Source organism: Nocardia xishanensis NBRC 101358, assembly GCF_001613365.1.
GTDB classification, from domain to species: Bacteria; Actinomycetota; Actinomycetes; order Mycobacteriales; family Mycobacteriaceae; genus Nocardia; species Nocardia xishanensis.
Genome location: NZ_BDCF01000001.1, coordinates 130493 through 150778 on the forward strand (window position 1 = coordinate 130493; position 20286 = coordinate 150778).

Here is a 20286-nt window from a genome sequence, read left to right on the forward strand (position 1 = left end):
GGATACTCGGCGAGCTGCCGCTGCGTCCGGCGCGGGCGCAGTACCCTGCTTGGGCCGAATCGGGCTAGCGAGATGGGATCCGAAGTGCGAGTAGTTGGGCGAGCGAGCGTAGGCCGCAAGACGGTGCGCGGCGCGAAGGTCTTGGTGACGGGGGCGGCCAGCGGCATCGGCAAGGCGACCGCGATCGCCGCGGCGGCGCAGGGCGGCGAACTGGTGCTCACCGACATCAACGCCGATGGCTTGGCGGCGACCGTCGAGCAGATCCGCGCCGCGGGCGGGACGGTGCTGGACTCGCGGGCCTTCGACATCACCGATTACGACGCCGTGGCCGCCTTCGCCGCGGACGTGCACGATCGGCACGACAGCATGGACGTGGTCATGAACATCGCCGGCACCTCCGCGTGGGGCACCGTGGAGAACCTCGAGCACCGGCACTGGCGACGCATGGTCGACATCAACCTGATGGGGCCGATCCATGTCATCGAGAGCTTCGTGCCCGCCATGGTGCGCGCGGGCCGCGGCGGCGCCCTGGTGAACGTCTCCTCGGCGGCCGGTCTGCTCGCGCTGCCATGGCACGCCGCCTACAGCGCGGCGAAATTCGGCCTGCGCGGCGTCTCCGAGGTGCTGCGCTTCGATCTGGAACAGCACGGCATCTCGGTGCACTTGGTCGCGCCGGGCGCGGTGAACACCCCGCTCGTGCAGAGCTTCGAGCTGGTCGGGGTGGACAAGGACGATCCGAAGGTGCGCAGGTTGACCAAGGCGTTCACCAAGCACGCCGTGCCGCCCGAGCGGGTGGCAGCGGCGATCCTGCGCGGTGTCGAACGCAATCGGTTCCTCATCTACAGCTCGTTCGACATCCGCTTCGGCTACTGGTGGGCGCGCAAGTTCGCGTTCCCCTACGAGTTCGTCATCCGCCGGGCCAGCGCCCGGTTCAGCACACTGCCGGTTTCGACGGGCAGTTGAGGTGCGTGTCGAGCACCCTGGCGCCGGGCCCCTCGTCGCCGAGCCGGTCGCGCTCGTTGACCAGTTTGCAGCTGCCCAGTGATAGGCAGCCGCAGCCGATGCAACCGGTCAGGTTGTCGCGCAGGCGGATCAGCTGGCTGATGCGATCATCGAGATCCTCCCGCCACGCGGTGGAGAGGGTCTCCCAGTCGCGCCGGGTGGGAGTGCGGCTCTCCGGCAGTTTGTCCAGCGCCTCCCGTATTTCGCTGAGCGGTATGCCGACCCGCTGCGAGATGCGGATGAACGCGACCCGGCGCAACGTCTCGCGGGTGTATCTGCGCTGGTTCCCACTGGTGCGGCGGCTGGAGATCAGCCCTTCGCGCTCGTAGAAATGCAACGCGGAGACGGCTACTCCGCTACGCTCGGACAGTTGCCCGGGGGTCAGTTCCTTTGCTCGCCAATCGGCTGTCGACATCACGCTCCTCCATTCACCTAAACCATACTTCAGGTTAGGATGTCCTGGGGACGAATTCGGACGCCCCGAGTCATTGGGGGGGCCGATTTCCGTACCGTTGCGCCGATCGGGAACTACGGTCGGAGGATGGGAGCAGACGCTGTGCCCGTCGACCACGAAAAGGACAGGCGCGGGGGCGGGCCCGACCGCGCCGACGAACCGCGCTACGGAGTGACTTCCGAGGTGGGAGCCCTACGCACGGTCCTGTTGCATCGGCCCGGCGCCGAACTACGCAGGCTCACCCCGCGCAACAACGATCAATTGCTGTTCGACGGCATTCCCTGGGTCGAGCGAGCCCAGCAGGAACATGACACCTTCGCGGACGTGCTGGGCGGCCGCGGCGTCGAGGTGCTGCTGCTCTCGGATCTGCTCGCCGAAACGATCGCGGCCAGCGGCGCCGCGCGGATCCAGGGCATCTCCGCCGCCGTCGACGCGCGCAGGCTGGGCCACGCGCTGGCCGACGAGCTGGCCGCCTATCTGCGCGGGGTGCCCGCCGCGGAACTGGCCGAGATCCTGATGGCGGGCATGACCTTCGACGAACTGCCGTTCGGCCCCGACGCCGCCTCCCTGGTGCGGCGGATGCACCACGGCGCCGATTTCGTCATCGCGCCGCTGCCCAATCTGTTGTTCACCAGGGATTCCTCGTTCTGGGTCGGCCCGCGCGTCGCGATCACCTCGCTCGCGCTGCCCGCCCGGATGCGAGAGACCTCGCTGACCGACCTCATCTACGCCTTCCACCCGCGCTTCCTCGGGGTACGGCGGGCCTACGAATCGCACACCGCGCCGATCGAAGGCGGCGACGTGCTGCTGCTCGCGCCCGGCGTCGTCGCCGTCGGCGTCGGCGAGCGGACCTCGCCCGCCGGCGCGGAAGCCTTGGCGCGCAGTCTGTTCGACGACGGACTCGCGCACACCGTGCTGGTCGTCCCGATCGCGCAGACCCGCGCGACCATGCACCTGGACACGGTGTGCACCATGGTCGACACCGACGCCGTGGTGATGTACCCGGCGGTCCGAGACGAGCTGTGCGCCTTCACGATTCATCGTGAGGACGACTACGCGGTGCGCGAGGGCGGCGGCGGGGTGACGATGCGCGGACCCGATCCGTTCCTGCCCGCGGCGGCCGAGGCGATGGGCATCGGCAAGCTGCGGGTGATCGATACCGGGCTCGACGGCGTCACCGCCGAGCGCGAGCAGTGGGACGACGGCAACAACACCCTCGCCGTCGCCCCCGGCGTCGTGATCGCCTACGAACGCAACGAGATGACCAACGCGCGGCTGCTGGACGCGGGCATCGAGGTGCTGCCGATCCCCGGCTCGGAACTGGGCTCGGGGCGCGGCGGGCCGCGGTGCCTGTCCTGCCCGCTGGCCAGAGACGACGTGTGAGCCGCCTATGTTCACTGTTTCGATCAGCCACGATTCACCCGTCCCGCCGTACGAGCAGCTGCGGCTCGCGGTCATCGCGCAGGTACGTTCCGGCGAGCTGACCGCGGGAACGAAGATTCCCACCGTGCGCGCCCTTGCCGCCCAGCTGGGCCTGGCGCCCAACACCGTCGCGCGCGCCTATCGCGAACTGGAGGCCGACGGCGTGCTGGAGACCAGGGGCAGGCAGGGCTCGTTCATCGCGTCCTCCGGCGACCCGACCCGCGACGCGGCGGGACGCGCCGCGACCGCGTACGTGTCGGCCATCAGGCGGCTCGGCCTTGACGACGAAACCGCCCTGCGCTATGTGAAATCCGCGCTGGAGACCGGGTACTGAGCGACGCCGCTGGGCGGGGTCCGCGCCGGCGGGCCTCCGTCTAGCGCCAGCTCGGCAGCCAGAGGTGGTCGTGCCAGTTGCCCGGGCTGATCGGCAGTGCCGTCAGGATCGGCCACAGCCAGATGAAGTTCGCGACAACCAGGCCGAGGTAGAGGCAGACGGCGAGCAGCCCGAGACTGTGCCGTTCGCTGGGGATGGCGGGCAGGAAGGTGCCCGACGGGCTGCGCGGTATCGGCACCGGGCGAGCCGGGCCCATCATGTCGCCCAGCGCCAGCGCGAGGCCGATCATCAGGAACGGGGCCAGCGGCACGGCGTAGAAGTAGTACATCTGCCGGTCCAGCGTCAGGAACCAGGGCAGCAGCGCGGCGCCGTAGCCGGTCAGCACCGCGGCGTAGCGCCAGTCGCGCCGGACCACGCTGCGCCACAGCATCCAGGCGAGCACCGGGAAGGCGACCCACCAGATCGCCGGAGTCCCGATCAGCATCACGGCCTTGACGCACTGCGCCTGCTCGCAGCCGGTGACGTTGGTGTCGGCGTAGTAGTACAGCATCGGCCGCAGGCCCATCGGCCAGGTCCACGGCTTGGATTCCCACGGATGGTGGTTGCCCGCCGAGTTGGTCAGGCCCTCGTGGAAGTGCAGCGACTCGCCGCTGTAGAACCACAGCGAGCGCAGCGCGTCGGGCAGGAACGACCACGGTCCCCCCGACCCCACCTGATTGCCGACGGCGTACCGGTACACACCGGTCTCGCTGACGAACCAGGCCCAGTAGGTGGCCAGGTACACCCCGACCGGGATCAGCACGAGCGAATAGAGCGCGGGGCCCACATCGCGCAGCGCCGTGCCGTGCCAGGGCTTGGGCACCCCGTACGCGCGGCGCGCGGCGACGTCGAAGCAGACGCTCATGATGCCGAACGCGGCGATGAAGTAGATGCCCGACCATTTGGTGCCGCACGCCAGTCCGAGCAGCACGCCTGCGCCGAAACGCCACCAGCGCACACCGAGTCGCGGACCCCACGGTGTGGCGCCGATGCGTCCCTCCACGTCGACGAGCGCCATTCTGGCCCGCATCTCGTCCCGGTCGACCACCAGGCAGCCGAAGGCCGCGGTGACGAACAGCGCCATGAAGATGTCGAGCATGCCGATGCGGGAGGAGACGAACAACAGCCCGTCGGCGATCGTCAGGATGCCCGCGATCGCGCCGATCAGGGTCGATCTGGCCAGCCTGCGCGCGATCCTGACCACCAGCAGCACCAGCACGGTGCCCGCGAGCGCCGCGGTGAACCGCCAACCCCAGCCGTTGTAGCCGAAGAGGAACTCGCCGACGGCGATCATCTGCTTGCCGACCGGCGGATGCACCACCAACCCGTAGCCGGGGTTGTCCTCCACCCCGCCGCCGGTGAGCATCTGCCATGCCTGCGGCGCGTAGTGCTTCTCGTCGAAGACCGGCGTTCCCGCGTCGGTCGGATAGTTCAGCATGGTGAACCGAGTCACCGCCGCGAACGCGGTCAGCACGGCGGTGACCAGCCACCCCCGCAGCGAGTCGAGGGGGCCGAAATCGGGCGACGGCCGGAGCGGCGCTGGACTCGACCAGGTGGGCACAGCCCCGGGTACGGTCGCGCGGGAGGTCACCTGGGTCACGCCCCGATCGTATTAGGACCGCGCTCCCCCGAAACTGATCGGTAGGAAGTACCTGCGTCCGCGCGTCGGCTTCGGCGGTGCGCGAACCGACGACGGATCGCGTCCGACAGGCGGCGACTGCCTCCAACAGCGCCCACTAGGCTTCTGGTGTCCGGTGGTTGCCGGGTGTCGAGCGAGACGGGAGTGCGGTGGCTGACGAGTCGACTGCGGGGCAGGCGGTCCGGAGATCGGCGGGCGGGCGGCTGGTGCTCGCGGCGACGCCGATGGGCGATATCGGTGACGCGTCCCAGCGCCTGCGCGACGCACTCGGGTCCGCCGACGTGGTCGCCGCCGAGGACACCCGCCGCACCCGCGCGCTGGCCAAGGCGCTCGGCGTCGAGATCACCGGCCGGGTGGTGAGCTTCTACGACCACGTCGAAACCGCGCGCGTTCCAGCGCTGCTCGCCGAGATCGAGGCGGGGCGCACGGTGCTGCTGGTCACCGACGCGGGCATGCCATCGGTGAGCGACCCCGGCTATCGGATGGTCGCGGCCTGCGTCGAACACGACCTGTCCGTCACCTGCCTGCCCGGCCCGTCGGCCGTCACCACCGCGCTCGCCCTGTCCGCGCTGCCCGTCGAGCGCTTCTGTTTCGACGGCTTCCCGCCGCGAAAGCCGGGACCGCGCAAGGAATGGCTGCGCACGTTACGCGAGGAACCCCGCGCCTGCGTCTTCTTCGAGGCGCCGCACCGGCTCGCCGAATGCCTCACCGACGCCGTCGAGGTGCTCGGACCCGACCGCCGCGCCGCGGTCTGCCGTGAACTCACCAAGACATACGAGCAGGTCGTGCGCGGCACACTGGCCGAACTCGCCGAATGGGCCGCCGACAGCGCCCGCGGCGAGATCACCGTCGTCCTGGAAGGCGCCCAGCCCAAAGCCACCGACCCCGCGGACCTCGTCGGCGAAGTCGAAGCCCTCACCGCCCAGGGCCTGCGCCTCAAGGACGCCTGCACCCACATCGCCACCGCCAACAACGTCTCCCGCCGCGCCCTCTACGACGCCGTCCTCGCCGCCCGCGACTAGCCCGCAGATTATTCACACCCCTCGCAGCCACTTCACCCCCTGCGAGGCGCACCCACCCTCTCCGAGGACCTCTTGCCGTCAGCGCACCGGACCCACTGGCGTCCTGAAACCGCCCGTGAGTAGCTCGCAGAGGCTTCGCACTCCTCGCAGCCCCTGCACGCCCCGCGAGGCGTACGCACCCTCTGCGAGGCCGCCTCGCGATGCCGTAACACCTGGCTGCCACCACAGGATTCGTGCGTCCCACAGAGGCGTCGGCTGTGTGGGGAGTGCGGAACGTCTGTGTGACGCGCCTAGCGCGCGAGGACGGCGAGCATGCCCGCGACCGCGCGCGGCCAGGTGAACTGTTCGGCGCGGGTGCGGGCGGCGCGGCGGCGGGCGACGGCGGGGAGGGCGAGTACGTCGGTGACCGCCTCGGCGAAGGCGGCGGGGTGGTCGTCGGCGACGGCGCCGCAGTCGGCGGTGACGATGTCGGCCAGCGCCGAGGATCGGCTGGCGACCACGGGTGTGCCCGCGGCCAGCGCTTCCAGCGCCGCGAGGCCGAAGGTCTCGTGCGGACCCGGCGCCAGCGAGACATCCGCGGTGGCAAGGAGTTTGGCGACCATCGCGCGGTCGGTGATGAAACCGGTGAAATGCACCGCAGGCTGACCGCTCGACAGCGGCGGCAGCGCACGGGCGCGCCGCTCGAGCGCGTCGCGGCGCGGACCGTCGCCCGCCACGACGAGACGCGCCTCGGTGCCTGTCTTGCGCAGCTGCGCGACCGCCTCGATGCTGCGGTCGACGCGCTTCTCCACCGACAGCCGCCCGCAGTGCACCAACAGCGGATGCCCGGCCGCCAGATCGGCGCGCAGCCTGCGGTCGCGCCTGCGCGGGCTGAACAAATCCAGATCCACCCCGAGTGGGACGAGCTCGACATTCGGCGCGCCGATGCGCAGGAACTCGGCGCGCGCGAATTCCGTTGTGCAGACCACGATGTCGTACTCGGCCGCGGTGCGGCGGTTGGCGATGTCGGCGCAGCGGCTGGCCAGCCTGCCCGGCATGATCTGACCGAGCAGCCGGTCGAGCCGTTCGTGCGAGATCATCACGCTCGCCACGTCACGCTGGCGCGCCCACCGGCCGAAGCCGCGCAGTGTGAGCCGGTCCGACACCTCGAGCACGTCGGGCCGCAGGCCGGTCAGCACGTCTGCGACCCGGCGCGGATCCGCGGCGCGATAGCCGCCAGTCCAGGGAATTGCCAAGGCGGGCAAGGTGATCCGCAGCGCCCCACCGGGCAGCACCTCTTCGGTGCGACGCGGTCCCGGCACGATCAGCACCACCTCGTGCCCCGCCGCCACATACCCCGCGCCCAGATGGTGCAGGGCGGTGCGCAGGCCACCCGACCGCGGACCGTAGAAGTTCGCCAGCTGCACGATGCGCACCCGCCGATCGTCGCAGCGCAACCGGATATAGCGCTCAACGCGCGGTGAACAGCAGTGAAAGAACCGGGGAAACGGTCAGTGCTTCGCCACGCCGCGCGCGGCCCTGGGTAGGTCCAGGTCCAGCGGAATCCGGCCGAGCGCCAGATGCGATTCCACCTGGTCCGATGGCATCGGCCTTGCGATCAGAAAACCCTGTGCCCGGTAGCAACCGAGGCCTACCAGCGTGCGAGCCGCCACCGCGGTCTCCACACCCTCGCCGACAACGCCGAGCCCGAACGAACCGGCCAGGCCGATGATGGATTTCACGATGGCCAGGTCGTCGGTGCTCGCGCCGAGCCGCTGCACGAAACCGCGGTCTATCTTCACCGCGTCGACCGGCAACGCCTTCAGGTGCGAGAGCGAGCTGTAGCCCGTGCCGAAATCATCGATGGCGATCTGCACGCCCATCCGCTTCAGCCCGCGCAACGTCACCTGGGTGCGGGCCAGATCCTGGACGACTACGTGTTCGGTGATCTCCAGGCAGACCGAACTTCCGTCGATGCCGAACAGCCGCAGGATGTCCTCGATCCGCTCCACGAAATCCAGGCTCACCAGTTGCACCGGCGACACGTTGATGCGCATCACCACGTTTGCCGCCAAACCCCTGCGACGCCATTCGGCGAACTGCGCGCACGCCGAGCGGATGACCCACCGGCCGAGCTCGCCCGCCAGATTCGTCGCCTCGGCGACGGTGACGAACGCGCCGGGCGGCAGCAGTCCCCTGGTCGGATGCATCCAGCGCACCAGCGCCTCCAGCGCGACGATCCGTCCGGTGCGCAGATCCACCTCGGGCTGATAGTGCAGCAGCAGCGAGCCGTCGGAGACCGCGCCGCGCAGATTCAGCTCGACGTCGTCCTGCAGCTCGAACTGGGCGCGCATGGCGTCGGTGAACACCGCCACGCCGTTGCCGCCGCCCGATTTGGCCGAAAGCAGCGCGTGATCGGCGCGGCGCAGCACGTCGGCCACGGTGGTCTCGCCCGGGATGCCAACCGCCACACCGACGCTCGCGCCGCGGCTCACCGATTCGCCGCCGACCGTGACGCGACGGCCGATGAGCTGCTGGATCCTGGTCGCCTCCAGCTCGGCGGTGACCGCGTCCATGGGTTTGGCGGGCACGATGACGAATTCGTCGCCGCCGAGGCGGGCGATCATGTCGTTGGCGTCCAGATTCTCGCGCAGACGCGAGGAGAGCGTGCGAATGAAGTTGTCGCCCGCGGTGTGTCCGAGAAAGTCGTTGAGCGCCTTCAACCGGTCCAGGTCGAGGAAGAACGCGGCGACCGGGCCCGGATTGCCGGGGCGTAATCGGTCCTCCATGTGCTCGAGCAGCGCGCGCCGGTTCGCCAGACCCGTCAGATCGTCGTGCAGCGCGATGTAGCGCAGCCGCTCCTCGGCCACCACGCGCGCCTGCACCTGGGCGAACAAGGCGGCGATCGCCTTGAGGACGTTGAGCTCCCTTGTGCTCCAATCCCGATCGCCCTGTTTGATGAAGCCGAGCACGCCGGTGGATTCGCCGCGCGAGATGAGCGGCACGCAGGCCATCGCCACCTGCGGAATGCCCGAGGAGCGCCGGATCGTCTCCTGGTAGTCGGCGGACTTGACGTCGGGGCGAACGATGATCGGCTCGGTGGCGAACTCGAGCTCGCGGAACACCGAGTCGGCGTTCTCGAACTGGACCACCTTCAGCGGATCGGGATCGGGGATGTCGCCGCGGTGCGGCCACTCCGCGATGAGCACGGTGGCGCGCCGTTCGCGGTCGGTGTGGCGCAGGTAGCTGAAGTCGACGTCGAAATGCTCGACCAATTTGGACAGCACGCGTTCGCTCGCCGCCACCATGGTCGTGGCGTCGACGCCCATCAACTCGGCGGCGACTTGCGTCACCAGTGAGTCGAGCGTTCGCCGAGGCACCTTGTCTCCGATCGTGCTAGCTGCGGTCGCCCGCACCCGGCACTGGAAGCCGCCTGCTGCGGACCGTGGCTGCTGCCGCGTAGCTCAGGCGAAGCACCAATGCCATGATCTCATGTCCAGGCACTCCCAGCAGGTCCAGGAAACGGCCCTGAAGTGACGTTAGTGTATCCGCGAAATCCGGGGAAATCGCGATCAGCTCGTCGGGGTGCCGCGCGTAAAGGAACACCGGCGACACCGGTTGCACGGCAAGACCGCGTCGTCCGGCCTCCAGCCAGACGCGCTGCAAAGCCGCGCCCGCCACGGCGTAATCGGTCAGACTCGCGCCGTACGGCCCGGGTCGGCAGGGCAGCGTCACCGCGACGAGAGCCGAGCTCGACAACACCCGATCGCGGCTGTACTCGCCGAGCGCGGCGCCGCCGGACCACTCGTGCAATCTGGCCATCACATCGGCGCGTCCGCCGATCCGCAGTTTGGCCTGTTCGTCTGGAGCCAGCTCCATGCCGCGCACATCGATGCCGGTGCGCAGATCCTCACCCGGCCAGCGCAGTTCGCCGTACATCTCCTGGTGCAGGCGCGGGGTGAGGTGACGGATGCGGTCGGATTCGCCGATCAGCACGGCCGCTTCGGACAGCTCGGGGCGGCCGGTGATCGCGTGCACCGCGCCGCCCTCGGCAGCGGCGGCCGTGGCGAGGCCTGCCAGCACGGCGTCGCCGAGCGGCTCACCGGTGCCGAGTTTGCGATTGGTGTCGCGCATCAGCGCCGCCGGATAGTCGCGGGCCAGCAGCGGATCCGATCCCGTCCCGAATTCGAGCAGCACGGTGAGCGCGGTGGTGTCGTCCTCGATCAGGTGGTGATCACCGAGGATGCCGTGCGCCGCGGCGGCCGCGCGGGCATTGTGCAGTGCGGCGCCGATCGCGACCGCGCTGCCGCGATAGCCGATGTCGAGGGCCGACGACCGGTTGCTCGCGAGATCGATGCGCATCGCGTCGTGTTCCATGCGCAGCTGCCAGGGCTGGGTGTTGCCGCCCGATGGCGCGCGCTGCGCGCATTCGAGCACGTTCACCCAGGCGGGCCCGGGCGGCGCCGCGACGGTGTCGGGCTCTTCTTCCCAAATCAGTTCCTCGGGCTCTGGCTCGGCGAGTCCGTCGAGCCCGCGCTCCAGATCGATCCTGGTGCGCCCCGAGGAGAGCTTGTAGCCGAGGCCGATGCGGCGCACCGCCGTGGCGACGATGGCCGCGCCGAGCTGCACGTCGCCCGCGAGTTGCGGCCAGGTGGTGACGGTCTCGTCGATCTCGACCAGGCTCGCGGCCATCCGCGCCGACAGTTCCTTCGGATCGAGGATCCGCATCACGTGCGGCGCCTTCTCCTTGGTGGACAACCCGCGCAGATCGGCGGCGGTGGTCGGGCCGAGCAGGCCGTGGAACGGCGGGCGCTCTGGTTCCAGGTCGTAGCGCTCGACGTCGAAGAGACCGCGGTCGCTGGTATCCATCAGCAGCGGCAGCCGGTGCCTGCGCGCGCCCTGGCGGACAGCGAACTTCACGTCGAGCGAGTCGCATTCCTCGACGACGATCGACAACCCGTGCAGGAACTCGTCCACCGTGTGTTCGTCGACGCCCGCGGTGTACACCTCGACCGGCAGATACGGATCGAGCTCGGCGATCCGGCGTGCCGTCACGATCGATTTGTTGACGCCGATGTCGAAGACGTTGCCCGGGACCCGGTTCAGGTTCGACAGCTCGATGTCGTCGAAGTCGGCCAGCCGTAGTAGCCCGCAGGAACCCTCCATGGCGAGGGTGTGCGCGATGGCGTGACCGACGCTCTGCCCGACCACCCCGACGGCCAGCCCCGCGAGTCGCCGCTGTTCGGCGCGAGTCACCTTGTTGCGGTTGCGATCCAGCCGGATCGCGCGATAGGTCCGTTCGCCGGGCAAGCCGGTCAGCGTGCGCCGCCACGGGTAGTAGACCCAGCGGTCCGTTTCCGGTCCGCCCAGGTCGTCGGGCGGGTTGTGCACTTTTCCGAGCTCGGCGCGCAATACGTCGCGCAGGTCGACGATCCGGATCATCGGTGACTTTCGCAGTTGTGCGAGGACGGACGCTTCGTCCGGCACCGTCTCGTCGAGGATCAGCGGCCGATAGTCCGCACCGGGACCAGGGTCACCGTTCATGCTTGCGCCAGCCCCCCTATCCGGGCATCGCCCACAGTGGTCAGTCGTCGCGCCCTGGTGAACCAGGCGCCGAGCGCCGCGCGTTCGAGCGCCAGCAGCGAGCCCTGCAGCTTGGTGGCGCCGGTCCGGCACGTGTGGGTGTCCCACCAGAGCGGGACGGTGCGGTAGCGATCGTCCGGATACGGCACGGCGGGCACGTCGTCCGCGATCCGGCCGCCGCTGGATTCGTACATGCGGGCGGAGTGCGCCGCGGCGGTGACGAAGCCGAAACGCGCGCCGAGCAGCCAGGCCGCGTGTACCACGCAACGGGAGATCGCCGCGCCGAGCTGAGCGCGGTGCGCGATGCCATCGCGCGTCACCCAGACCGCCTTGACCTCGACGATGCCCTGGTGAATTCGCTCGGCGATCATCGCGCGAAGATCGGCCTCGCCGGGGCGCCCTTCCCAGGCGCCGAGCCCGTGCACTTCGTCCTCGAGCAGATACGGGCCCTGGGCTCGCAGACCGGCGACGACCTCACCCGAGGGATCGACGGCCGCGAAGAACAGCGACGTCGAGCGCCCGTCGGAGACTTTCTCGTATTCCAATGCCGGTTCGACTTCATAGTGCCGGTAAACCCGCAGCGCACCGCGCAGATAGCGTCCCCACAGATCTGGATGCGCGCCCGGCGGAGCCACGTGGAAGACATAACCGGAATGCATGTCGCGAAACCGCAACACCTCGGCATCGCACGCTCCGACAGCGCCGACTGCGACTGTTTCGACAGTCATGGTGTTCCTACTCCGTTGCTACCGCGCCCGCGCGCGATCTTCGAGCCGGGTTGGCAGACTCTCCCGCCGCCGAGCGCTACGGGAGAGTTTGCCTAGGGCAGTATCCGTCATCCGGCAGGAATTGACCAGGCGTCTGGTTAATATCCCGAAAACTGATCGTGGTCCGGGAAATACTTGCAGGTCAAAGGCTGCAAGGTATTCCTAACTTAGAAGATAGAGACCAGTCGGTTCACGCGTAGTTAACATGTAGCTATCAAACGAGGATGGAGATGAACAACTCGACCGCCTCGGGCCCGCGCCACACCTCGATCTCCTCCCGATAGGCGCGGGTGATTTCGGCGGACGCTGTCGCGTCGTCCACCTGGGCCCACACGTCCTCTACCGGATCGTGATAGTCACCGTTCGGCTCGAAACGAGCGTAGACGCCCTTCGGTACCCGTACGAGTAAATCGCCGACCGGCACATCGGCCGGATCGGGATACTCGAAGCACACCATCGCGTTGTAGTTTCCGGCCGGATCGGGCACGTAGACGGTGTACATGGGCTGGACCGCGGCGCCGCGATCGCGCAATCGATCCTTCAGGAACTCGATCAGATCGCTGTTACTGACCTTGAAGCTCGGCCGCACCCTCGGCACCACCAGTCCGCCGTAGAGCGCCTCGTTGCGGACGACGATCGCATAGGTCATCGGGGATCGACCGCCAGGTAGAGATCGATCTTGTACGCGTGCGGGTAACACTCGAAATCACCGGTGTAGGTCCGCTTGATCTGATTGTGTTCCTCGGCGTAAGCGATCTGTGTCCATAGATCGGTCATCACCTGCGGAAAATTACCGACCGAAGAGAACTTCGCGTAACTGCCGCGCGGCAGGCGGGCGACGAGATGGCCACGAGTCACCTCGGCGAAGGATCCGCACTGATATCCGACGATCTGGGTGTTGTACGTACCCAGTTCCCCGGTGTAATCGGTGTAGGCGCTGGCCAGCGGGCCACCGAGTTCCTGATGCAGCACGGCCGCCCACGCCGCCTCCAAGTCGTGGTCACGCAGTTTTCCGAGGGCACGCTTCGGGCTGCGCACCGGCAATCCGGCAACCCACGTCTCATCCCGCTCGACGATTTCAAACTGCATGGAAAGACTCTTTCGAGGTGCATCCGGGGGTCCGCCCGCATCCGGTCGGCTAGAAACGCCATGCTATCAACATGATCCGGGTGCTAAGGATCACATGTCCTACCGGCGGCCGGGTCGGATGTGCGCGCTGAACTGGACGGATGTCCTGCAAGGCGGGGTTGAACCTAGCGCGATCCGACACCGAGTTCCCTCGCGTCACCGCACCGGAACGCTTCCGTACCCCATGCGGCGACAAACAGACAGCGAATCAACAGCAACGCTCGAGCCACCCCGAGGGGCGCGCGGCAGTGCCGTGCCGCGCGCCGCGCCGCCGACCGACCTGACCGCGCCCGGTTTCCCTACTCGGGCATGGGATCCGAGCCGACCGGCCGAATCAGGCAGATCAGGAATCGCGGCAGGCCGCGGGGCAGTCTCGCGCCGTACAGCTCGACGGGTTGCCAGTCCCGGCGCAACGTCAGCAGCCGCACCGCCACCCTGGTTCGCTCGCTGCGCCGCTCGGCCAGCTCGCGCAGCGCGCCGAGATAGCCGTTCACGTCGTCGGGGTGCACGAGATGGGTGGTGGTCAAAGTGAATTCACGCCCATCGTCGTCCGGATCGATGCCGCGCGAGGCCGGGTGGTGCCGCCAGGCGATGTCGCCGAGCGGCGGGGTAAGCCACTCGATGATCTGCATGGTCTCGGCGTCGATCAGCGCGGTGGTGCCGCCGAGCAGCGCGACGGCCGCGTCGTCGCGGTAAGTCGCGGGCACCAATCCGGGCGCACGGTCGGTCGCCACCTCGAGTAACAGACCGCGCAGCGCGCCATCGGCGTGATAGCGCAGGAAACCGAACACCCGCGCGGTGCGATCGTCCGGCGTGCGCACCTGCATGGGCCCGCGCCAGGCGACGCCGGGCTTCGGATCGAGCGCCGCGGTCATCAGCCGATCCCGGTCCTCGCATTCGATGACCCGCGAAAGGAACCACGCGCCGTGCAGCAACGGATGCCCCTCGGGCAGCACCGGTCCGCCGCCCCCGCCGTGATTGCGCAACATCCACTGACGGCTGTCCCACACGAACGCGTCGACGGCGGGCGGGTCGGGCGGCTCGATGCGCGACACGCCCGCCCACAGCCGCACGGCGAGCGGCACGCCGTCCGGGCCGGGCACCGGAATCGCCAGTGCCCGATGCGCTTCGCCGCGCAGCAGCACCGTGCGCTCGCACCGCCGCCCGCTCTCGGCGGCCTGCGCGATCACCGCCGCGGCCGCCGCCGCCAGTCCGGCGGGCCGTATCGCCCGATGCAGCGAACGCGACCGCGCCATCCCCTCCTTCGGCACATGCCGAATCACCTTGTCCGTCTCCGCCATATCGACGAGAAACCACATACGTCCTCCCCCTCACGTAATTCGGTGGTCTGTACTCCTAGCTGTTTCGCTCTCACCAACGGACCGGATCCCCACGGCTCATCGCCCGGACACCGACTTTAACGGTCAGCCGAGCGGCCGAGGTATTTCGCGCGGCGCGCCGCACGGTCGAGTCTCAGCGCCGCGCCGAGCACGCGGCTGGACTCAGACCCACTCGAGGAAGCGGCCGATGGCGACGAAGAGCGCGAGGAGCAGGAGCACCAGGTTGATCGGCAGGTTCTTGGTCTCGCCGCGGCGATAGTGCACCACCATCGCACCGCACTGGAGAACAGCGAGCCCGAGCGCGGCCAGCGGCGTCAGCACCTCGGCGATACCGGTGGCGCGGGGCAGAATCAGGCCGGCCGCGCCGAGCACCTCGGCGGTCCCGATCATGCGCACAACGCCGGGCGAAAAGTCCTCGACCCAGCTCATATTCGGATTCGCGGTGAGCTTCTCGTACGGTTGCGCGAGCTTGGCCAGTCCCGCGGCGAGATACACCACCGCCAGCAACCCGGCGACAATCCACAGTGCGATGTTCATGGCCCGTCCCTCGTTTGGAATGAAGATCCTTCACGTGGAGCCAAGTGCTTCCCAGAGCGTACTCGCAGCAGCGATTGTGTCGTGGAACACTCCTGCGCTACAGTCGCGATCTGAGACCGGCCAGTTCCACAGATTCGGAACACTGCATCGCAGAAGGAAATTCACATGCTCTTGCGTCGCAACGCCTGGGCGACCGGACTCGGCGCCGCCGTGCTCGTCACGGCGGCGCTGCTCTCGCCCGCCGTCACGGCCGCACCCCGGGCGGTCTGCGCCGAGCCCGCGGCCGGTCAGGCTCCGGAACGGCGGGACGCCGCCGACGTCGGGATGGACCCGGCGGCAGTGGCCGACGCGGTCGAGCTGGGCGCGCGGACCGGATCGCACGCGGTGCAGATCTACCGGCACGGTTGCCTGGTAGGCGATTTCACGCCAACCGGCAACGTGCCGATGCCGCTGGCCAGCGGCAGCAAGGGCGTCGCGTCGGTGGCCGTCGGGCGCGCGGTGACCATGGGCTACTTCGGTCTCGACGACCCGCTCGGCACGTTCTTCCCGCAGGCGGACGCCGCGCACGTGGGCATCACGGTGCGTCAAGTGCTCAACCAGACCACCGGCATTCATTTCAGCTGGCCCTCCGACATCGCCGGTTTGGCCACCGACTCGGTGCTGCAAACGCTCGCCGCGCCGATCGATCACGAGCCGGGCAGCACCTTCCAGTACGCCCAGAACGTCCTCGCGCTGCTGCCGAAGATCATCGAGATCACCACCGGCACGGACTTCCAGGACTTCGTGCAGCGGGAAGTTATGGGCCCGCTGGGCATCGACCGCGACAACTGGATCTGGCTGCGCGACCGCAGCGGAAACACCGCCGTCAACGGCGGACTCGCGATGCGGCCCGCCGACCTGGCCAGGATCGGCAGACTGCTGCTCCAAGAAGGCCGATGGGAAGACCGGTCGCTCATCGATCCGGATTACATCCGCCGAGCCACGACGCCGACGGAAGCCAACGGCGGCTACGGATTCCTATGGTGGCTCAATGCCGGTGACACCTATCGCGGCGTGAACGTGCCTGTCGCCCAGTTGTATTCGCATCCGGTGTTCGTCGGCTCGCCGCGCGACACCTACGCCTTCTCGGGCGCGCTCGGCCAGTTCCTCACCGTGATACCGAGCCGCGACCTGGTGATCGTCCGCCTCGGCGTGCCATCCCGGTTCGAGCCGGGCAACCCGACCGGGATGCTCACCGGAACGAGCAACCCCGACAACAAGGAACTGTTCCGCAGGGCGAGCGCCGCGGTCGTCGATGGGCCGGCCCTGCCCTACGAGGATCCCTACGCCGTCCACGATCCGAACCAGCCGCTGGTGCGCACCCCGGAGGACCTCGGCAAACTCGTCGACCCGCAGACCGTCGCCGCCCTGCTGCTCGGCGTCGGACCGTACGCGTCGACGGAGTGCAATGTGCTGTGGTGCAACGGAAAACCTGTCTCCGAGGACGTGTTCCGGCTGATTCTCGACGTCGCCGGGCAGATCTCCGGCGCGGTCGCCGCCCTGGGCAACGCGCCGCGCTGACCGTGGTGAGCGCGCACGGTGGTCGCCGAGCCCGTGGATGCTCGAAACCTCGAGAGACCGGTGTGCCGCGAATAATCGGTGGCCGCGCCGCTAGGCGCGGTACTACAGTTCGCTCCGCGCCGAAGGAGACTCGGCCGAACAGGAAACCGAGAAGGAGGACGATGTATGAGCCGGCTCGCGCCGAGGGCGCCTCGAGGCGTGGCTCGGAATCCCGACCGCGCCGATAAAGCCGACCGTCACTGACCTTTTTCGAGGCGCACTCGGCCTGCTCCCGCTGCTCTTCACACAGCCAAGGAGTAAGGAGAATCCGGGTGTCCGACCCCAACACCTCGACCCATCGCGGTCCGAGCCCAGCGCTACGGACCGGCACCTTCACCTGCGTGCGCTGCGGACTCGTGGTGGCCGTGCTCGCGCCGGACGACAGTCGGCGCAACCATTGCCCGAGTTGCCTGAACTCGCAGCACACCGTCGATCACGTCGAAGGTGGCGCTTCCGACTGCCTGGGCAGGATGGCCCCGCTGTCGATCGCCGTGCAGCGCAACGGTTCTTGGGCGGTGGTGCACCGCTGCACCCGCTGCCAGGAGCTGTCGCTGCACCCGGTGTGCGGCGACGACAACCAGCTGATCCTGATGCGGCTGGCGGTGCGGCCGCTCGCGGAACCGCCCTTCCCGCTCGAAGTCTTCGGCGATATGTAGGCAGGTGCGAGATGCCGCGAAGAAAGTCGAAAAACGCACGTGCGCAACGCCGCAAGGACGTACTGCACGGGCCGGGCGGTGAAACCGGCGACGCCTTCCGCTGCGTCGGCTGCCGCATGGCGGTGTCCGTTGTCGCACCGGGCACGGCGCATCGCAATCACTGTCCGCACTGCCTGTCCAGCCGCCACGTCGACGGCAGGATCCCCGGTGACCGGGCATCCTCGTGCGGCGGGCGGATGACCGCGCTCAGCCTCACGGCCCGCGACGACGGCGAGTGGCTGCTCGTGCACCAGTGCGCCGCCTGCGGCGCGCTGAAGGCCAACCGCATCGCGGGCGACGACAACGCGCTCGCCCTGATGCGCATCGCGGTGCGGCCGTTGGCCGATCCGCGATTGGGCAGGCGCGCGCTGCTGGCGCTGTGACAGCCGGGGCCGGGCGACCGGCCCCGGCTCACCACCAGCCGAGAATCGGCGCCAGCTGGCGACCGAGCTCGGGAGCCAGCGATCGCGAGTAGCTGGCGGTGAGGTGGTGCTCGTCGTGATAGACGAGGATGTTGCCCTCGATCACCGGGCAGACCTCCGGCGTACACACGGCATCGGTCAGGTCGAGCGGGTACACGTTCGGGAACGACGCGGCGGGCTCGGCGGCGGGGTTCACCTCGTCGAGCGCGTCGGCCCGGCGCATGCCGCAGGTCGTGCCGTCGCCGTTCTGAGCGAGGCAGTCGATGGCGCGGTAGCGGATGCCGTCCCTGCGCAGCCACGGTGTGTCGCGGACGGCGAGCACATTGAGTCCGTGCTCGGCCAAGCGGGACCAAACCTCCAGGTAGTCCGTGGGGGTCTCGTCACCGGTGGGATCGCGCGGTCGGGTACCCGTGGTGAACACCCATTGCGGCCGGTCGACGCCGAGGCGGTCGATCACCTCCGCCGACCAGTCGCGGCAGTCGGGAATCGGCTCGCCCTTGTACATCGGCTCGGCCGCGACGGTGAGCGGACAGCCCATCTTCAGGTACACCGTGATGCGGAAGCCGTGTTCGCGGGCGAGCACGTCCAGCGCGGGTACCCAGTGCTCGGCGTGCGAGCTGCCGACCACCGCGATCGTGCGTTCCGCGTGGGCATCGCCGTAGGTGCAGGTGATCACATCACGGGTGTCCCAGTCCGCGATGCACTTGTCCCGCGACGGGTAGGCGGCGTCGGCGGGCGCCTCGAAGACCGTCGGACGCATCTTCGCTCGCGGCACGGCCGCGCCCGCCGCAAGCGCCTCGGCGCCGGGATAGCGCACCGGATCCAGGTACGCGACCGCTTTCGGCGGCAGGATTCTGGTCAGCACCTGGGCACCGACCGCGACCGCGAGCACCACCGCGCCGACGGCGACCAGGATGCGGCCCGCGCGACGGGCGTAACCGGATCGGCTCGTGTCCGCGCCGGTCCGCAGCGGCTCCTCGACGAAGCGATGAGTCAGATACGCCAGGGCGAACGAGATCACGAGCACCGCGAGCCCGCCGTCGATGCCCGCCGTCGGGGTGCCGCGCTCGGCGAGCACGAAGATCAGGATCGGCCAGTGCCACAGGTATAGCGCGTAGGCGAGTTCGCCGAGCCGGACCATCGGCGCCGCCGCCAGCAGCCGGTTCGGCAGCGGCTGTTCGGCGGTCGGCAGACCCGCGCCCGACAGGATGAGGGCCACAGCCGCGCCAACCGGAATCAACGCCGTTGGCCCGGGAAACTGGTTGGCGCCGTCGGTCAGCCAGCCGCAGGTCAATACGACGACCGCGCCGGCTACCCCGAACAGCACCCGAAACAGCCTCGGCATCACCAGTTCAGTCGCGAGCACCGCCAACAGCGCGCCCGCGAGCAACTCCCACGCCCGCGCCAGGCTGTCGTAGTAGTTCCAACCCTGATGCAGTTGGACGCCCCGCGTGGCATAGAGGAACGAGGCCGCCGCGAGCGCGCCGAACACGACCGCCGCCGTCGGCCGGAGTGCGGACGCGTGGCCGAACCGGCGAAAGAGAGCCACCAGCAACGCGATTCCAGCCAGGGCGACGAGATAGAACTGCCCCTGCACCGACATCGACCACAGGTGCTGCAACGGGCTCACCGACGGGTCGGCGGCCAGGTAATCCGACCAGGACAGCGCCAGATACCAATTCTGGTAGTAGAGCAGCGAGGCCAGCGTTTGCGCGGCCGCCTCCGTCCACTGCGTGTACGGGCGGATCAGCACCGTCGCGACCGCGACGACGGCCAGCACGAGCACCAGCGCGGGCAACAGCCGCTTGCCGAGCCGTCGCGCCGTGGCGGCGAGCGCGACGGTGTCGGTCGACTCCGCGCGCCGCAGCAGCGAGCCGGTGAAGAAGAAGCCCGAGAGAACCAGGAACACGTCCACGCCGCCCGAGACCCGGCCGAACCAGATGTGGAACACCACGACCAGGGCGATCGCGATGCCGCGTAGCCCGTCGAGGTCGTGCCGGTAGGCGTATTTCCGCGTTCGCGTGAACCGCCGCTTCGGTGTCGCGGGGGCGGTGACCGAACCGGCGCCCCGGCTGACGGATGACTCCTCCTCCGGCGTCCTCATCGCACCATCGACCGACGCGGGGCACCCGCGCAGCGCCCCTTGGCGTCCGCGCGGTGGACAGACGGTGAACATGACATGACAACCCTCTTATCACGTGCGGAGAAGCAAAATCCAACCGGACATGGCCGCCGAAGAAACGGACAAATGTCACCAATCGGTTCTTGCTTCGTTCATCCGGTGCTAATACGCTCCGCCCCTTGTGAGCACAATCGCGGCGGCT

General features: G+C 68.9%; 18 protein-coding genes. 7 read left to right on the top strand and 11 right to left on the bottom strand.

All coding sequences use genetic code 11. The annotated features are described in order from the left end of the window. Positions 1-72 precede the first annotated feature (72 nt). Positions 73-963 carry an SDR family oxidoreductase gene (locus NX1_RS00635; protein ID WP_068051960.1) on the top strand — a complete coding sequence of 297 codons (891 nt, stop codon included), beginning with the start codon at positions 73-75 and terminating at the stop codon, positions 961-963. On the opposite strand, the gene soxR is transcribed toward NX1_RS00635, so the two are convergent. Further along, entirely contained in the window at positions 932-1417 is a 486-nt protein-coding gene (gene soxR / locus NX1_RS00640; RefSeq protein ID WP_068051963.1) for a redox-sensitive transcriptional activator SoxR, read from the bottom strand. The two genes, NX1_RS00635 and soxR, sit on opposite strands and share 32 nt — an antisense overlap. 126 nt (positions 1418-1543) lie before the next feature. Between soxR and arcA the strand changes: the two genes are divergently transcribed. Then, positions 1544-2839 (top strand): arginine deiminase, encoded by a 1296-nt coding sequence (arcA, locus tag NX1_RS00645; protein ID WP_373864849.1) that lies wholly within the window; start codon positions 1544-1546, stop codon positions 2837-2839. Between the two features lie 7 nt (positions 2840-2846). Then, positions 2847-3212: a GntR family transcriptional regulator gene (locus NX1_RS00650; protein WP_068051966.1), complete on the top strand. Its 366-nt coding sequence runs from the start codon at positions 2847-2849 to the stop codon at positions 3210-3212. Between the two features lie 40 nt (positions 3213-3252). Here NX1_RS00650 and NX1_RS00655 read toward each other — a convergent pair whose 3' ends face one another. Next, positions 3253-4851: a dolichyl-phosphate-mannose--protein mannosyltransferase gene (locus NX1_RS00655; RefSeq protein ID WP_068051969.1), complete on the bottom strand. Its 1599-nt coding sequence runs from the start codon at positions 4849-4851 to the stop codon at positions 3253-3255. 188 nt (positions 4852-5039) lie between these two features. Between NX1_RS00655 and rsmI the strand changes: the two genes are divergently transcribed. Continuing rightward, positions 5040-5912: a 16S rRNA (cytidine(1402)-2'-O)-methyltransferase gene (rsmI, locus tag NX1_RS00660; protein WP_281216012.1), complete on the top strand. Its 873-nt coding sequence runs from the start codon at positions 5040-5042 to the stop codon at positions 5910-5912. A 290-nt stretch (positions 5913-6202) separates the two neighbouring features. On the opposite strand, the gene NX1_RS00665 is transcribed toward rsmI, so the two are convergent. The 8 genes from NX1_RS00665 to NX1_RS00700 form a co-directional block, all read right to left on the bottom strand. Next, a complete protein-coding gene (locus NX1_RS00665) occupies positions 6203-7327 on the bottom strand; it encodes a glycosyltransferase (RefSeq protein ID WP_068051972.1) in 1125 nt (374 codons plus the stop codon). 75 nt (positions 7328-7402) lie between these two features. Then, positions 7403-9220 carry a putative bifunctional diguanylate cyclase/phosphodiesterase gene (locus tag NX1_RS00670; protein WP_068052811.1) on the bottom strand — a complete coding sequence of 606 codons (1818 nt, stop codon included), beginning with the start codon at positions 9218-9220 and terminating at the stop codon, positions 7403-7405. 67 nt (positions 9221-9287) lie between these two features. After that, a complete protein-coding gene (locus tag NX1_RS00675; RefSeq protein WP_068051976.1) occupies positions 9288-11435 on the bottom strand; it encodes an Rv1355c family protein in 2148 nt (715 codons plus the stop codon). Beyond that, positions 11432-12202 (bottom strand): hypothetical protein, encoded by a 771-nt coding sequence (locus NX1_RS00680; protein ID WP_068051978.1) that lies wholly within the window; start codon positions 12200-12202, stop codon positions 11432-11434. Before NX1_RS00680 ends, NX1_RS00675 begins: the two co-directional genes overlap by 4 nt. A 253-nt stretch (positions 12203-12455) precedes the next feature. Further along, complete coding sequence (locus NX1_RS00685) at positions 12456-12890, bottom strand: effector binding domain-containing protein (RefSeq protein ID WP_068051981.1); 435 nt, start codon at positions 12888-12890, stop codon at positions 12456-12458. Next, entirely contained in the window at positions 12887-13330 is a 444-nt protein-coding gene (locus NX1_RS00690; RefSeq protein WP_068051984.1) for a GyrI-like domain-containing protein, read from the bottom strand. Before NX1_RS00690 ends, NX1_RS00685 begins: the two co-directional genes overlap by 4 nt. A 338-nt stretch (positions 13331-13668) precedes the next feature. Next, positions 13669-14688 (bottom strand): GAF domain-containing protein, encoded by a 1020-nt coding sequence (locus NX1_RS00695; RefSeq protein ID WP_068051985.1) that lies wholly within the window; start codon positions 14686-14688, stop codon positions 13669-13671. A gap of 183 nt (positions 14689-14871) precedes the next feature. Then, positions 14872-15246, bottom strand: coding sequence for a DoxX family protein (locus NX1_RS00700; RefSeq protein WP_068051988.1), 375 nt, complete (start codon positions 15244-15246; stop codon positions 14872-14874). Positions 15247-15411: 165 nt separating this feature from the next. On the opposite strand from NX1_RS00700, the gene NX1_RS00705 reads away from it, so the two are divergent. The 3 genes from NX1_RS00705 (at position 15412) to NX1_RS00715 (ending at position 17923) form a co-directional block, all read left to right on the top strand. Further along, on the top strand, positions 15412-16806 hold the full coding sequence (locus tag NX1_RS00705; protein WP_068051991.1) for a serine hydrolase domain-containing protein: 1395 nt from the start codon (positions 15412-15414) through the stop codon (positions 16804-16806). Between the two features lie 311 nt (positions 16807-17117). Beyond that, positions 17118-17501, top strand: a complete 384-nt coding sequence (locus NX1_RS00710) for an RNHCP domain-containing protein (RefSeq protein WP_068051994.1) — start codon at positions 17118-17120, stop codon at positions 17499-17501. Positions 17502-17512: 11 nt separating this feature from the next. Next, the gene (locus tag NX1_RS00715; RefSeq protein WP_068051997.1) at positions 17513-17923 is read left to right on the top strand and encodes an RNHCP domain-containing protein; all 411 of its coding nucleotides are present in this window, start codon (positions 17513-17515) and stop codon (positions 17921-17923) included. A gap of 28 nt (positions 17924-17951) precedes the next feature. Here NX1_RS00715 and NX1_RS00720 read toward each other — a convergent pair whose 3' ends face one another. Next, complete coding sequence (locus NX1_RS00720) at positions 17952-20066, bottom strand: acyltransferase family protein (protein ID WP_068051999.1); 2115 nt, start codon at positions 20064-20066, stop codon at positions 17952-17954. Positions 20067-20286 lie beyond the last annotated feature (220 nt).